Annotated in this window: 10 protein-coding genes; 5 read left to right on the top strand and 5 right to left on the bottom strand. The window is 76.0% G+C overall.

What is annotated here, in order from left to right; translation table 11 throughout:
• Window positions 1–139: 139 nt before the first annotated feature.
• Together ACFPK1_RS26415 and ACFPK1_RS26410 are read left to right on the top strand one after the other, a co-directional pair.
• Window positions 140–1435: a lipopolysaccharide biosynthesis protein gene (locus ACFPK1_RS26415; protein WP_378023936.1), complete on the top strand. Its 1296-nt coding sequence runs from the start codon at window positions 140–142 to the stop codon at window positions 1433–1435.
• The gene (locus ACFPK1_RS26410) at window positions 1432–2118 is read left to right on the top strand and encodes a class I SAM-dependent methyltransferase (protein WP_378023935.1); all 687 of its coding nucleotides are present in this window, start codon (window positions 1432–1434) and stop codon (window positions 2116–2118) included. The genes ACFPK1_RS26415 and ACFPK1_RS26410 overlap by 4 nt, the downstream gene beginning before the upstream one ends.
• A gap of 8 nt (window positions 2119–2126) precedes the next feature.
• On the opposite strand, the gene ACFPK1_RS26405 is transcribed toward ACFPK1_RS26410, so the two are convergent.
• A complete protein-coding gene (locus tag ACFPK1_RS26405) occupies window positions 2127–5330 on the bottom strand; it encodes an arabinosyltransferase domain-containing protein (RefSeq protein ID WP_378023934.1) in 3204 nt (1067 codons plus the stop codon).
• A 128-nt stretch (window positions 5331–5458) separates the two neighbouring features.
• Here ACFPK1_RS26405 and ACFPK1_RS26400 point away from each other — a divergent pair, with 128 nt between their 5' ends.
• From ACFPK1_RS26400 to ACFPK1_RS26390, 3 genes are read left to right on the top strand one after another with little or no spacing between them, the layout of a single operon-like run.
• The gene (locus ACFPK1_RS26400) at window positions 5459–6604 is read left to right on the top strand and encodes a glycosyltransferase family 4 protein (protein WP_378023933.1); all 1146 of its coding nucleotides are present in this window, start codon (window positions 5459–5461) and stop codon (window positions 6602–6604) included.
• A 38-nt stretch (window positions 6605–6642) separates the two neighbouring features.
• On the top strand, window positions 6643–7359 hold the full coding sequence (locus ACFPK1_RS26395) for a class I SAM-dependent methyltransferase (protein ID WP_378023932.1): 717 nt from the start codon (window positions 6643–6645) through the stop codon (window positions 7357–7359).
• 9 nt (window positions 7360–7368) lie between these two features.
• Complete coding sequence (locus ACFPK1_RS26390) at window positions 7369–8853, top strand: hypothetical protein (RefSeq protein ID WP_378023931.1); 1485 nt, start codon at window positions 7369–7371, stop codon at window positions 8851–8853.
• A gap of 10 nt (window positions 8854–8863) precedes the next feature.
• Here ACFPK1_RS26390 and ACFPK1_RS26385 read toward each other — a convergent pair whose 3' ends face one another.
• The 4 genes from ACFPK1_RS26385 to ACFPK1_RS26370 all read right to left on the bottom strand — a co-directional run bounded on the left by ACFPK1_RS26385 (window position 8864) and on the right by ACFPK1_RS26370 (window position 14736).
• On the bottom strand, window positions 8864–10759 hold the full coding sequence (locus tag ACFPK1_RS26385; protein ID WP_378023930.1) for a glycosyltransferase: 1896 nt from the start codon (window positions 10757–10759) through the stop codon (window positions 8864–8866).
• 37 nt (window positions 10760–10796) lie between these two features.
• Window positions 10797–12872 carry an acyltransferase family protein gene (locus tag ACFPK1_RS26380; RefSeq protein WP_378023929.1) on the bottom strand — a complete coding sequence of 692 codons (2076 nt, stop codon included), beginning with the start codon at window positions 12870–12872 and terminating at the stop codon, window positions 10797–10799.
• 54 nt (window positions 12873–12926) lie between these two features.
• Complete coding sequence (locus tag ACFPK1_RS26375) at window positions 12927–14006, bottom strand: SGNH hydrolase domain-containing protein (RefSeq protein WP_378023928.1); 1080 nt, start codon at window positions 14004–14006, stop codon at window positions 12927–12929.
• Between the two features lie 79 nt (window positions 14007–14085).
• The gene (locus ACFPK1_RS26370; RefSeq protein WP_378023927.1) at window positions 14086–14736 is read right to left on the bottom strand and encodes a hypothetical protein; all 651 of its coding nucleotides are present in this window, start codon (window positions 14734–14736) and stop codon (window positions 14086–14088) included.
• Between the last annotated feature and the right edge of the window lie 43 nt (window positions 14737–14779).

Raw genomic sequence — 14779 nt, 5'->3', positions numbered from 1 at the left:
TGCTCCCCTGATCGTGTCGAGGGTCGACACGCTAACCCGGGCCGGTCCGGACGATCCGACGGCCGGGTCCTCCACGGTGGCGGGAGGGGGCACGACTACGCTGTCGGGCATTGCAGCACCGAGTGAGGAGTCGCTCGCCGTGAGCGACCAGGCCCCCGGCAACGTCGGAGCCCGCAGGCTGGTCGGCGCCGCCGGCCTGGGCGTGCTGGTGTCCGGGCTGATCGTCAACGTCTACCTCGCCGTCGTCGCCCGCGCCCTGCCGCCCGCCGAGTACGCGACCTTCGGTTCCTTCTGGGCGCTCGCCCTCGTCCTGGGGTTCGGCGCCTTCCTCCCCCTCGAGCAGGAGCTCGCGCGGCGGCTCCCGCTCCCGGGCGACCGCCGCGCGCTCCTGCGCGCGGCCACCGGCGCCGCCGCCGTCCTCGCCGGCATCGCGCTCGTGGTCCTCGTCGTCGCGCTGCCGATCGTGTCGCGGGCGCTCGAGGACAACCTCTCGGTCCTGCTCGCGCTCGTCGCGCTCTGCGTCGTGTCGGCCGGCCAGTTCCTCGTGCGCGGCACGCTGATCGGCACCGACCGCCTCGTCCGGCACGCGGCGGTGATGGTCCTCGACGCGGTGGTGCGCCTCGGCCTCGCCAGCGCGGTCTTCATCCTCGGCGGGGAGGACGCCGCCGCCTTCTGCTGGGCGCTGGTCGTCGCCATCGCGCTCTCGCACCTGCCCCAGCTGCCCGGCGCCTGGCGCCGGGCCGTGGCGTGGGGGCGCTTCTCCACGGGGACGCCGATCGCGGGCACGGTCACCACCCGCGGGCTGACCCGCGCCGCCCTCCCGCTCCTGGTCGGCTCGGTGTGCGCCCAGCTCCTCCTCAACGGCCTGCCGGTGCTCGTCGTGGCACAGGCCGCCGACGGCCAGGAGATCGCCGCCGCCGGCGTCTTCGTCGCCGCGTTCACCCTGGCCAAGGCACCGCTGTCGATGGTGGTGCCGCTGCAGTCGGCCGTGGTCCCGACGCTGACCCGCCTCATCGCCCGCGGCCGGCGCCGCGAGGTGCTCGTCCTGCTCGTCAAGGGCGTCGCGGTGCTCGTCGCCGTCGCCGCCGTCGCGGTGCCGCTGGCCTGGTGGCTCGGCCCGGCGATCGTGTCGCTCATCTTCGGTGACGACTACACGATCGGCGGGCTCGACCTCGCGCTGATCATCTGCGGGGTGCTCGCCCACATCGGGCTCGTCGTCGTCACGCAGGTCCACGTGGCCCGCGGGCGGCACGTCGACGTCGCCCTGAGCTGGATGGCCGGCCTGGCCGCGGCCGGGCTGACGTTCTGGCTCGTCCCCGGGGTCATCCTGTCCGGCGAGGTCGCCTTCCTGGTCGGTTCGGTGATCGGCGCCGTCGTGAGCTGCTCGATCCTGGCGTTGTCGCGACGCCGATCCGTCCGAGAGGAACTGTCGTGAGCCTGGAGTACGACGAGGAGTACTACCGCTTCAACGGGCAGGCCGACGACCGGCCCGCCCTGCGGTACTACACCCGGCTCGTCCGCCGCTACGCGGCCGGCGGGCCCTACCTCGACTTCGGGTGCGGCACCGGCCACCTGGTCCGCAGGCTCTCCGCGCTCGGGCCCGCGTCCGGGTTCGAGATCTCCGAGTACTCGGCGCGCACCGCGCGGGCGAACGCCCCGGGCTGCGAGATCACCACCGACCCCGCGCAGCTGGGCGACGCGGCGTTCGGCGCGCTCACCGCGATCCACGTGCTGGAGCACCTCGAGGACGAGGTGGCCTCGGAGACGCTGACGACCTGGCGCCGCGTCCTGCGCCCGGGCGGGCACGCGCTCGTCGTCATGCCCGATCCGGCGGGGCGGGGGCGGAAGCTGGCCGGCGAGGCGTGGATGGGCTTCGCCGACCCGACCCACATCAACCTCAAGTCCCACGCGGAATGGCGGGAGTTCATCACCGCCCACGGGTTCGCCGTCGACCGTGAGGGCACCGACGGGCTCTGGGACGTGCCCTACGGCCGCCTGCCCAAGCTGCTCGACGCCGGGCTGCACGCCGTGCCGGCGTTCCTGCAGTTCCTCTCCGGGCGCCTGGTCCTGCGGCCCGGCAGCGGCGAGTCCTCGATCTTCGTGCTCCGCCGCCCCTGATCGGGCCGCTACGAGTCCGGCCGGATGACGACCTCGTCGACGGGGGTGGACATCGTCGTGTTGGGCGCCGGGGTCCAGCCGCCCACGACGGTGCTCTCCCGGTCGAGGCGGTACGCGCCGGTGTCCGGGACGTACGGGCGCAGCCGGTAGACCGTGCCCGCCTCGGCGTCGGGGGCGTCGCGCAGGCGGGTCACCAGCCCGACCATCGACGCGTCGCGCGCGCTCTGCGCGAACATCCCGCCCCGGCCGATCTGCCAGATGCCGTCGAGGTCGTAGGCCAGCTCCTGGTCGCCCCAGACGACCCCGAGGGTCGAGGGCTCGTTGATGCCGTCGGCCTGGACGGGCTTGCGCTGGCAGGGGAAGAGGAAGGCGTACTGCCAGCTCACCGCCGACGCCTCGCCGGGCACGGCGTAGTCCTGCAGCGACGTCCAGCGCTGCACCGTCGGGGCCGTGAACGCGAGCCACCCGCCGCGGGCGGTCGAGGTGTCCTCGGCGACGAGGCGCAGGACCGACGCCCCGGGCGGCGGGCCGTTGCCCGCCTCGAGCAGCAGCCCGCGCCAGGTCGGGGAGTCGACGGCCTCGCCCTCCGGGTCGACGCCGAGCTCCGCCTCCCCGATCGGCACCAGGCGGTCGCCGTCGGGGCGGGCGTACTCGACGCGCAGGACGTTGCCGCCCCCGGTGCGTCCGGACACCGAGGTGGTCATCGCCGCGTCGGGCCGGTCGGGGATCGCGTACCACGGCGTGGCGAACGTCCCCGTCGTCGCGTCGTTCCCGAGCGCCGCGCCAGGACCGGCGGGGGGCGGGGTGAAGCTGCCCCACGTCGGCGCGCCGCCGACCTCGGGCGGCGGGCTCGCGGGGAACCACCCGCCCGGGACGAAGCCCGACGAGCCCCCGGGCACGGTGGAGGGCAGGCCGGCCACCGGGGTCATCGGCTGCGCGCCGGCCGGGTCGAGCACCTGCATCTGTGACGCGGCGACGCAGTCGCGCCCGAGGGGGTCGCGGACCGCGTCCGCCCAGGGCGACCAGGTGTCGGCCGTGCGGGCGGTGGCCAGGGCGAAGCTCCCGACGAGGTAGACGGAGCTCACGAGCAGGACCGCGGTGGCGGTGACGGCCACCGTGACCACGCCCAGCACCGGCCGCCAGCCCGGGGCCCGGCGGCGGACCAGCAGGAGCAGGGCGCCCGCGACGACGAGCCCGCCCAGGATCCACCACACCGGCTGGCCGAGGGCGACGAACGCGACCGTGGGCGCCTCGCCGGCGTCCGGCAGCCCGAGCAGCCACGAGTAGGGCCACGCGTTCGCCCCGTGCCCGGCCAGGCCCGCGACGACCGCGACCACCAGGCCCGTGCCGATCACGACGGGCGTGCGCACGACGGGGCGGTCCGGCGCACCGTCCCCGAGCTCGCGCAGCAGCACCGGGCCGCCGACGATCACCAGCGCGAGGACGGCGGCGCCGACGCCCGCGAGCGTGCCGAAGTGGTGGGTCCACTTGCTCGGGGTGAGCCAGAGCAGGGCGAAGCCGAGCAGCAGGGTCGTGCCCGCCAGCGCGGTGCGGGTCGGGAGGGGCCGGCCCCGTCCGCGCAGGTACGTGGCGAGCAGGCCGAGGACGGCGAGCGCGACGAGCCCGATCAGGACGGGCGTGCGCTTGGCGTAGGCGCCCATCGGGGCGGTGTCGTCGAGCAGGTAGCTCCACCGGACGATCTCGGTGTACCAGCTCTCCTGCGACTGCATGCCCAGGAAGATCTGCTGGGCGCGCAGGAAGTCCCGCAGGGACCCGTCGGCGAACGCCAGCACGCCCACCAGCGCGCCGGGCCCGGACACCGCGACGAGGCGCCCGAACGCCCGCCGGCGCGTGCCGTCGCCCCGCAGCCGCCGCCCCACCGCGGGCAGGCACGCCAGCAGCGGTGCGAGCGCGACGAACCCCGTGGGTGCCGCGGTCGCCCCGAACGCGGCGATGCCGACGGAGAGCCCCATCAGGGCCCACCGGTCGCGCTCGAGACCGACGGCGAGCGCGAGCAGGCTGCCGACGACGCTGGTCGCGACGACCGCCTCGGCCCGCACCCCCATGTCGTAGGGCAGCCACCAGGCCAGGAACGCGACGGCCAGGACGGCGTGCAGCGCGACCGCCCGGCCCCGGCCGCTGCCGGCGGGCAGGGCCCGCGACACGTAGGCGCGCAGGAGGACCCAGGTCACGAGCGCCAGGACGAGCGAGGGCACCCGCAGCAGCACCGGGCTCAGGCCGATCTCGGTCTGCCACACCGAGAGCACGTAGTAGATCCACGTGAAGGGCGTGAAGCTCTGGTTGTAGAGCTGGTAGTAGTTCGCGACGTAGCCGGTGAACGGCACGTTGGCCGCCATCGCGCTGTAGTAGCCGTCGTCGTCGGTCATCGGCGCGAGGAAGGTCCACAGCACCAGCACGGCGGGCACCACGGCGTCCACTACGCGCGGCCGGGGCGGACGCCACCGGTGGCCGGCCGGGGCGGGCGCCCGCCGGCGGTCGCGCGCGACGAGGGCGCCGAGCCCGACGAGCACCGCCAGGACGAGCAGCACCGTGACGGCCGCCTTGAGCGGTGTCGGGCTGGTGGCGAACTGGTCGTCGAGCGTCAGGCGGACCGACAGCCCGGCCGGGGTCCCGGGTGCCGCGGCCGGCACCGAGGTGACGAGGGCGTCGACGTCGGGCAGCAGCTCGGGGCCGCCGCGACCCACCACCCGCCCGTCGAGGGCGACGGTCAGGCCGCCGTCGACGTCGCCGGTCACCGCCAGCTCGCAGGCGCCGGACGGCAGCGGGCCGACGAACACCGGCGCCCCCCGCGACACGACGGCGAGCTGGTCGCCCCGCGCGGTCACCAGCAGCGCCGAGGCCGGGGTCGCGGTCGACGGCGGCGGCATCGTCGCCAGCACCAGGCCGTCGCCCGACGCGGCCGCCCGCGCCGCGGTGCAGTCCGCCCGCACGTCGAGGGCGAGCGGGCGCTGGGTGGTCAGCTGGAGGGCCGTGGAGGTCGGCGCCGAGGGATCCGCGGGCCAGGAGACGACGGGCTCGTCGACCGTGACGGGCAGGAGCGGCAGCAGGACCGCGCAGACGAGGGCGACGGCCGCGGCGGCGAGGGCCACCGGCAGCGGCCACGCTCGCTCACCGTCACCGGGCGCGGGCCCCGTGACGTCGTCGTCGCGCGATCCGGCGGCGTCCGGCGAGGTCCTCGGGGTCGCCGTCACCGGTCGGGCTCTCGTGTCGGTCTGCGGATACCGAACGCTAGCAACTACTGCCCGTGAGAGGTCGCCGCGGTCGCCCCCTTTACAGTGGCCGGGCGGGTGGGCAGCCCGACGGACGTCGAGGGAGGGCGATGGACGACGACCAGCGCAATGACCTCGTCATCGTGCTGACCTACTACGCGCCCTACGTGTCGGGGCTGACGAACGTCGCGCGGGACCTCGCCGAGGGCCTCGCGGCCCGCGGGTGGCGGGTCTGCGTCGTCGCCTCCAAGCACGACCCCCAGCTGCCGACCCACGAGGTCGTCAACGGGGTGCGCGTGGTCCGGGCCCCCGTGCTGGCGCGGGTCGGCAAGGGCACCGTCGGCCTCAACCTCACCCGCCTGGCGCTGCGCGAGATGCGCCGCTCGGCGGTCGTGAACCTGCACCTGCCCCTGGTCGAGGCCGGGCTCCTCGCGCGCCTGTCGCCGGCGCCGGTGGTGTCGACCTACCACTGCGACGTGTCGCTGCCCACGGGCGACGGCCCGCTGCTCGTGCGCGCGATCAACGGCCTGCAGCACGGGGCGATCGACCTGTCGAGCCGCGTCGCGCTGCGCCGGTCGGCCGCGTCGGTGGTCAGCAGCGAGGACTACGCGCGGCACAGCCGGATGTGGCCGTCGATCGACGGCACCATGGTCGCCGTGCCGCCGCCGTGCCCGCCGCGGGCCGCCGGGCGCCCGACCTTCCGGCGCGGGCCGGGCTTCCATGTGGGTTTCCTCGGGCGCATCGTCGAGGAGAAGGGCGTCGAGCACCTCGTCGACGCCTTCCTCGCGCTCGACGACCCCGACGCCCGGCTGCTCATCGGGGGCGACTTCGAGGGCGTGGCCGGCGGGAGCGTCATCGAGACCGTGCGCCGCCACATCGGCGACGACCCGCGCATCACCATGCTGGGGTTCCTGCCGGAGTCCGACGTCGACGACTTCTACGCCTCGATCGACGCGTTCGCCCTGCCGTCGGTGAATGCGTTCGAGGCGTTCGGCATCGTGCAGGTCGTGGCGATGATGGCCGGGGTGCCCGCCGTCGTCAGCGACCTGCCGGGTGTCCGCACCGTCGTCGAGAACACCGGGTTCGGCGCCGTCGTCGCCCCGCGCGACGTCGCCGGCCTCACCGCCGCCCTGGCCCGCCTGCGCGACGACCCGCCCGACGCCACCACGGGGAGCGCCTCGGCCGCGGCGCTCTACAGCGTCGACTCCGTGCTCGACGCCTACGAGGCCGTGTTCACCAAGGCCGCGGGCCGATGAGCCCGCACCCGCCCCACCCACAGCCCCGAGGAGGAACCGTGGGAATCGACGAGGTCTCCCGGACCTGGACCCGACTGGGTGCGGAGGACCCGATGTGGGCCGTGCTCACCGACCGCGAGAAGGCGGGCGGGGGCTGGACCACCGACGACTTCCTGGCCACCGGCGCGCGGGAGATCGAGACGCTGCTCGCCCGGCTGGACGCCCTGGGGGCCACGCCGCCGCGGGGGCGTGCCGTCGACTTCGGCTGCGGCGCCGGCCGCCTCACCCACGGGCTGGCGCTGGCGGGGTTCGCCGAGGTCGTCGGCCTCGACATCTCGCCGACCATGCTCGACAAGGCCCGCGAGATCGTGACCGCCCCGGCGGCCGACTTCCGGCTCGCCGAGGGCCCGGAGCTCGAGGTCGTCGAGTCGGCGAGCGCCGACCTCGTCTACACCTGCCGGGTGCTCCAGCACATGCCCACCGAGCTCGCCCACCGCTACGTCCGCGAGTTCTACCGGGTCGCGAAGCCGGGCGGGCTCGTCGTGTTCCAGCTGCCGACCACCCCGGCCGCGACGCCCGCCGGGCTCGCGCTGCGCGCCCTGCCCGCGCCCCTCGCGCGGCGCCTGCGCCGCGGGATGGAGATGCACGGCACCGCGGAGGCCCGGGTCCGCGAGCTCGTCGCGTCCTGCGGCGCGACGGTCCTGGCCGCCGACCACGACACCAGCGCCGGACCGCGGTGGGACTCGCGGCTCTACGTCACCCGCGCCGCCGCCTGACCTCCCGCCGTGACCGAGCAGCTCGGGCGCGCCGCGGCCCCGACGGTCCCGTTCGCCGACGTCGGCGCGCGCCGGCCGCGGCCCGACGCCGGCCCACCCGGGCCGCCGGCCTGGAGCCGCGCCGACCTCCTGCTGGCGCTCGCCCTGTTCGTCCTCGCCGCCGCGTGGTTCCTCTGGCTCACGCGGGGCGCGTCGGCCCAGGGGGTGATCACCGGTGAGGAGGCCTCGATCACCCACCGCGACACCATGGCGCTCGCGATGGGCTGGCAGCCCTCGATCTGGAGCACGAACGCCGGCGGGCAGCTCTTCTACTGGCTGGCGGGGCACCTCGACCCCGACTACGGCCTGCTCTACGCGCGGAAGTGGAAGGCCGTCGCCACCGCCCTGCTGGCGCCGCTGCTCTATCTGACGGCCCGCCGCCGCCTCGGGACCGGGCGGGCGGGCGGGGTGCTCGCCGGCGGGCTCGGGGTGCTGCTGCCCGGGGTCTCGGTGATGGCGTGGGTCGCCATCGAGACCCCGCTCGACGTCGTCGTCGGCCTCGCGGCCCTGCTCGTCGTCACGTCGCGTCGCCGGTGGTGGTGGCTCGGGCTCGTGCTGGCCGGCCTCGCGGTCTCCCTCTACACCGCGGGCCTGGCGACCGCCGTCGCCGTCGTGGCCGTCGCCGTGGTCCGGGCGCGCGACCTGCGCGCGGTCGTGCCGGCCCTGCTCGGCGCGCTCGGGGGCCTGCTGCTGCTCCTCGCGCCGCTGGCGTGGTGGCGCAACGGCGGCATCGTCGTCACCGGGGGTGGGCGCAGCGGCGCGGACCTGTCCCAGGTGGGCCTGCACCTCGAGGAGCTCGCGCGCTACACGCTGGCCTCGGGGTCGTCCTACTACTACTTCTCCGACCTGCCGGCCCTCGGCGGCCCCGGGGTGGCCCTGGCGCTGCTGCTCGCCGCCGTGCTCGCGCTCGCCGCCCGCGGGGCCCGGCTCTGGCCCTGGGCGGTGGCGGGGGTCTGCGCCGTCGGGCTCTACGCCGTGTCGAGCGGGGTGCCCGGCACCCGGCGCGTGGTCCTCGCGGTGGTGGTGCTCGGGCTGGCGGCCGCGGTCGGGGTGGACGTGCTGGCGCGGTGGGTCGCCGAGCGCGGCCCGCGGGCGGCCGCCGTGCTCCCGCTGGTGCTGCTGGTCGCCGTGGCCGTGCCGCTCGTGTCGACCACGGTCGGCTGGCGCGCGGAGCTCGCCTCGGGGACCCGCCCGCTGCCGATCGACTGGCCCTTCCCCGTCGACGCGGGCGGCGACCAGGCCACGACCCTCGCCCGCCTCGGCGACGAGCTGCGGGCCGGGCGCCTCGACCCCCGCGCGGTGGGCGACGGGTGGGGCGGGACCCGGACCCTCGCCATGATCTTCATGCTGGACCGGCGCGCCGGCCGGACCCCGGCCCTGTCGCCGGGCGACGTCGTCGCCTACTACCGGGTCTCGGAGGACTGCCCGCCGCTCGACGGCGCCGCCTGCGGCTGAGCCGGGGCGGTCAGGAGCCGCCGCGGAACAGCCGGCGCCAGTTGTCCGACGACCCCAGCTCCGGGGCGGCGTCGCGCCAGCGCTGCGCGGCGGCGGTCCCCTCGCGGCCCAGCCGCCACAGGACCCGCGCACCGTCGCGGCTGATCGTGCGCAGTGCCTCGGGGTCGCGGCGGCGGACGCGCACGCCCCCCTGTCCGGCGTCCGTCACGGCGACGCGGTCGAACAGGGCGATGTGCCACCAGTCGGCCTCGCCGGCCCCGACGAGTCCCTGGTGGTGCGGGGTGCGGCCCAGGGCCTGCTGCAGCGCGCGCTTGGCCATGACCAGCCGCGTGCGGGTGGGCTCGGGGCCGCTGCGCACGATCGGCATCTGGGTGGCGCCGAGGTCAGGCGCCTCGTCGACGCGGTGGGCGACGGTCTCCCCGTGCCCGGCCCGCAGGCCCCGCACCGCCTGCGTGGCGGCCGCGCCGCCGTCGTCCACGACGTCGGGACCGCGCAGGAAGTCCTCGACGGCCTTCACCAGCGTCGCGGCCAGGCCGTAGTTCATGGCCAGCAGGTAGCGGGCGAGGAGGTCGGCCAGGGTGCGCACGATGCGCGAGGTCGGGAAGTCGGTGTGCAGCGCCGCGGTGATCATGGCGTTGCGCAGGTTGAAGTAGCGGTGCCAGTCGTCCCAGTCCTTCCAGGGGAAGTCGGCGTGCCACACGCCCGCCCCCGGCAGGGTCACCGTCGGCACCCCGTGGGCCCGGGCGCGGTAGCAGTACTCGACGTCGTCCCACTGGAAGAACAGCGGCAGCGGGTAGCCCGCCCGGCGCACCAGCTCCGCGGGGATCAGGCACGACCACCAGCCGGTGTAGCCGGCGTCCACGCGGCGGTCCTGCACGTTCTTCGTCCCGTCCGGGAAGAAGGTCGTCACGTCGGACTCGCCCACCGCCCCGGGACTGACGAACCCGTTGGACAGCTCCTCGGGCACCGCGTACTCCGCGCCGGCGAGGACCTGGGTCGGGTGCAGCAGGTTGAGCATCTGCGCCCCGACCACCGTCGGGTGCGCGGTGTACTGCGCGAAGGCGGCGAGCCGGACGATGACCTCGGGCTCGCACCGGATGTCGTCGTCCATGAAGATCACGTCGTGGGCGTCGTCCCCGCGCGGGCCGCCGTCCTCGACCATCTCGTGGAGCCCGCGGGTGAACCCGCCGGACCCGCCGAGGTTGGGCTGGGTCAGGTACCGGAAGCGGCTCCCGAGCCGGGCGGCGACCTCGGCGTGGCCGGCCCGTGTGTCGACGCGGTCGGTGCCCTGGTCGACGACGAGGACCTGGTGCAGCACGTCGACCGCGTCCTGCTCGCCGGTGAGGGCCTGCAGGGTCGCGACGCAGTCGTCGGCGCGGTTGTGGGTGCAGATGACGACCGAGGTCGCCCGCCGGGTGCCCGGCGCCGCGACCGTCCAGCGCGCCTCGTCCAGCACGAGCTCGTCGTCGGCGGTGGTGACCTCGACCCACAGGCCGCCCCCGTCGAGGAAGCGGTCCAGCGGCGCGGCGAGCCGCACGTCCTCGTCGCGGGCGTCGTGGACCGCGACGGTGCGCGGCACGCCGTTGGTGTCCGACGCCCGCAGCGCGACGCGTCCGGCGCCCCGCACGCGCGCCTCGTAGCGGACCTCGCGCGCGGTCGTCCAGCGCTGCCAGTAGCTCGCGGGGAACCGGCCGAAGTAGGTGTTGGCGCTCACGCGGCTCCACGCGCCCACCCGCACGTGCCGGCGGGCGCGCTCGACCCGGCCGTGGTCGACCTCGAGGTAGAGGTCCTCGGGGAGCTCGGGCGAGGGACCGGCGAACAGACCGCGCGCGACGACCAGGCGCCCGGCGTCGTCACCCGGCCCCGGTGTCGAGCGCGGGGCCGATCGTTCGGCGACGTTGGTCATGCGCGCGGGTTCCTCCGGAGCGGGACGGGCGGGCGGGTCATCGATCGATCACGGCCGCGATGCGCGGGCCGACGACCGGGGCGAGGGTGGCCGAGAAGCTGGCCGTCAGGTGGTTGTTGTCCAGGTACACCAGGATGTTCCCGATCTCGGGGGGACACCAGTGCGGGTCGCAGATGCTGTCGCTGAGGTCGACGACCGTGGTGTTCGGCGGCGCGTCCGGGATGGACAGCTGCGGCCGGTAGATGTCCGCCCGGGGCACGAGGCACTCGGCCGCGCCGCGCCCGTAGGTGTCGACGCAGCTCGGCGGCGCGGTGTCGAAGCGGGGGTTGTCGCGGACGGCGAGCACGGGGACCCCGGCGTCGCCCAGCCGGCCCCACGCCTCGACGAAGCCCGGGGGTGTCGACTCGGTGAGACCGACGCGCACGTTGCGGCTGGCGTCGGCGACCACGAGGGCCGGGCGGGTCCGCGCGATGTGGGCGATGGCGGCCTGGTTGGTGTCGGCGCACCCCTGGTCGGCGACGGTCTCGGAGCCCGTGGAGAACGGGCAGTTGCCCCGGATCAGCGTGGTGACCCGCCACCCGCGCTCGCGGGCGACCGGCGCGACCGCGGGCAGGAACTGCTGCATGTGGGAGTCGCCGACGACGACGATCGTGGGGGCGTTCGGGTCCGCCGCGCCGACGAACGTGCACTCCTCGAGGACGGGGTAGGGCAGCCAGCGGCAGTCACCGCCGTCCTTGTAGTACACCCAGTCGTCGTAGGACGACACGGCCGGCGGGAGCAGCGAGGCGTCCGGGGAGCCCCGGTAGACGAACCCCGCCTGCCGGCTGGTCGCCCCCGGGTGGTCGGCGTCGCCGGGCGTGCCGTCGGGCTGGGCCCGCACCGTGGTGACGCCGTGCCACACGAGCACGATCACGACCAGCGGCACGAGCGTCACCGCGGCGAGCCGGTAGTTGCCCCAGCGCGAGCCCCGCCCGACGCGGGACGCCGCGAGCGGGCGCTCGACCAGCGCGCGGGTGCCGGCCGCCAGGGCGATCGAGGTGGCGATGACGGCGGACCCGAGCGCCCAGCCCGGCGCGGTCTTGTGGGTCACCTGCAGGGCGAGGAGCAGCACCGGCCAGTGCCACAGGTAGAGCGGGAAGCTGATGCTGCCCAGGTACTGCAGGGGGCGCGCCGTGAGGTGGCGGTCGGCGGACAGCGCGTGCCCGGTGCTGCCCGCGACCAGCACCGCCACCGCGCACAGCACCGGCCAGCCCGCGAGGTAGCCCGGGAAGCCACCCTCGACGTCGAGCGCCACGCCGCACGAGACGAGCCCGACGACGCCGACCCAGCCGAGCACCACGCGCAGGTGGACGGGGAGGTCGATGCGGTCGATGACGAGGGCGAGCAGCGCGCCGAGCGTGAACTCCCAGACGCGGGTCAGGGAGTGGAAGTAGGCCAGCTGCTGGTCGGCGGCGGTGAGCCAGAGCGAGTAGGCGAACGACAGCGCGGTCACGGCCACGAGGACCGCCGCGACCGTCGACCGCACCCCGGCGCCGCGGTGGCGGGCGAGGAGCACCGCCACCACGACGAGCACGGGGAACACGAGCGCGAACTGGCCCTGGATGGACAGCGACCAGAAGTGCTGCACCACGCTCGCCGAGTCGTGCGCCGCGTAGTAGTCGACCGAGTCGGCGGCGAGCTTCCAGTTCTCGGTGAACGTCGCGGACGTGACGACCTCGACAAGGGTCTGCGACCACCGGGACTCGGGGAGGAAGAGCAGCGAGGCGACGACCGTGCCGGCCAGGACCACGACGGCCGGCGGGACGAGGCGGCGCAGGGTGCGGCCCCACTGCGCGACCAGGTCGATGTGCCCGCGCTCGGAGGCCCGCAGGAGCTGCCCCACCGCGAGGAAGCCGGTGAGCACGAAGAAGACGTCCACGCCGCCGGAGACCCGGCCGATCCAGACGTGGTAGACGACCACGAGGAGCGAGGCGAGGGCCCGCAGGCCCTCGATCTCGGGGCGGAACCGGTCCCGGGTCGGGGCGGGCGACGGAGCCGGCGTACCGGTGGCGGGGAGGCCGGACGGGGCGGCGCGGGGAACGCGTGCGGCGTCCCGGTCGGCCGTCGAGGTCACGGCGCCACTCCCCTCGTCGCGTGCCGTCCGTCGATACCGATGGTGCCTGCTCGGTCACCGACCGATGCCATGGGGTGCGTCCGGACGCCGTACCGGTGCGGCGAGCAGCGGCTCGAGTTGCTCCGCGAGGACCGGACCGAGCGTGCGGGTGAAGGTCGCGGTGAGGTGGTTGTGGTCGAAGTTGACGAGGACGTTGCCGACGACCGGCGGGCAGGCGGTCGGGGTGCAGAGGTGGTCCGACGGGTCGAAGAAGGTCACGTTCGGGGGCACGCCGAGGGCGCGCCGGTAGGGCGGGACGGGGTCCAGGAGCAGGCGGCGGGGTACCGCGCACGCCGCGGCGCCCCGGTCCCGCAGGCAGTCGACGGGGGACTGGTCGTAGCGGGGGTTGTCCCGGATCGCCAGGACCCGGATCCCGGCGGCGTCGAGCTCCCGCCAGGCGCTGACGAACCCGGGCGGCGTGGCCTCGGTGGGCCCGATCCGGACGTCGCGCGTCGCCGTGGTGACCACCAGGTCGGGGCGCATCGCGCGGATCTCCGCGCGCGCCGCGGCGTTCCACGCGATGCAGCCCGGCGACCCCGGGGCCGTCTCCGAGGCGGTCGAGAAGGGGCAGGCGCCGCGCAGCATCCGCACGACCTGCCAGTGACGCTGCGCGGCGAGCGCCTCCAGGGCGCCCGAGTACTGCTGCGCGTGGGAGTCGCCGACGACGACGATGCGCCGCTGCGGGGGCCAGGGCGTCTCCTCGCCGCAGACGAGCAGCGGCGGCCCGGGGTCGGCCACCCGGCAGGCGGGCGGGGCCGGGAACGGCACCCAGTCCTCGGGGTGCTCGAGCGCGGGCGCGACCGCCGCGGGACGCACCGGGACCCGCGGGCCGCCGCGGTGGGCGAGCGCACCGGGGTGGGCGGGATCGGGGATCGGCAGGCGCTCGAGGCGGACCTCGGCGGCGGCGTCGCGGCCCGGGATCGTCGTGAAGGGCCCCGTGCGCGGCGGGCCCGTCGACGCCCCGAGCAGGACGGCGAGCGCGCACAGGACCAGCACCAGGCCGCGCCGGGACCGCCGGCCGGGGCGGACGGACGCGTCGGACGCCGGGTCCGGTGCCCGGGTCGGCACGACCCGGGACGGCAGCGTCAGCGTCACCGGACCATGCAAGCGGAGACCGCGGAGCAGGTCGACGCCGTGGCGGGCGCCGGTCGGTGCGACGAGCCGGGCGGGGCCGCTACGGGCTCGCCACCCGGTGCCCGGCGGCCGCGACCGCCGGTCCGTGCCGCCCCGCCGCCCGGCGCCGGGTCGCCGCGGACGCCATCGCCGTGTGCCCGATCCCGAGCATGACCATCGTGGCGACGCCGAAGGGCCAGTAGATGTGGCTGGTCAGGAACGACCACGCGCCGACGACGGCGAACAGCGCCCCGACGCCCGCGAGCACGCGCCAGGGCCCCGGCGCCGCGACGAGGGCGAGCACCGCGGCGAGCAGGGTCGCGGCGAGGTAGGCGTAGGCGCCCCGGATCCCGAGGGCGTCGGCGATCTCGAACAGCGCCGCGACCCACGGACCCGGGCCGACGCGCATGGTCTCGTGACCGCCGCCGATGCCGGCGAGGGCGTCGAGGGCACCGTAGAAGGCGGCGTAGACGAGGCCGAGCACGATGGCCAGGCCCTCGAGTACCCGGCCGAGCACGCCGGCGGGTCGAGCCGCCCGCACCACCGCCCACGGCCCGAGCGCGAGCAGCGGGAAGAGCACGAGCCCGATGATGTGCAGGTCGCGCCACCACGGCGCCGACTCCGGCGTCAGCACGGCGGGGTGGGAGCTGCCGAGGACCGCGAGGGCCAGGGCCGGGAGGGCGGTGGCCGCGACGGCAGCGGGGAGACGCATCGGGCTCATCCTCGCAAGTCGGCGACATCGGTCGCCGGGACGG

The organism is Actinomycetospora rhizophila, assembly GCF_042657905.1.
Taxonomy (GTDB): domain Bacteria; phylum Actinomycetota; class Actinomycetes; order Mycobacteriales; family Pseudonocardiaceae; genus Actinomycetospora; species Actinomycetospora rhizophila.
Note: the sequence above shows the minus strand (reverse complement) of the source record. Positions and strands in the feature narration are given on the sequence as shown.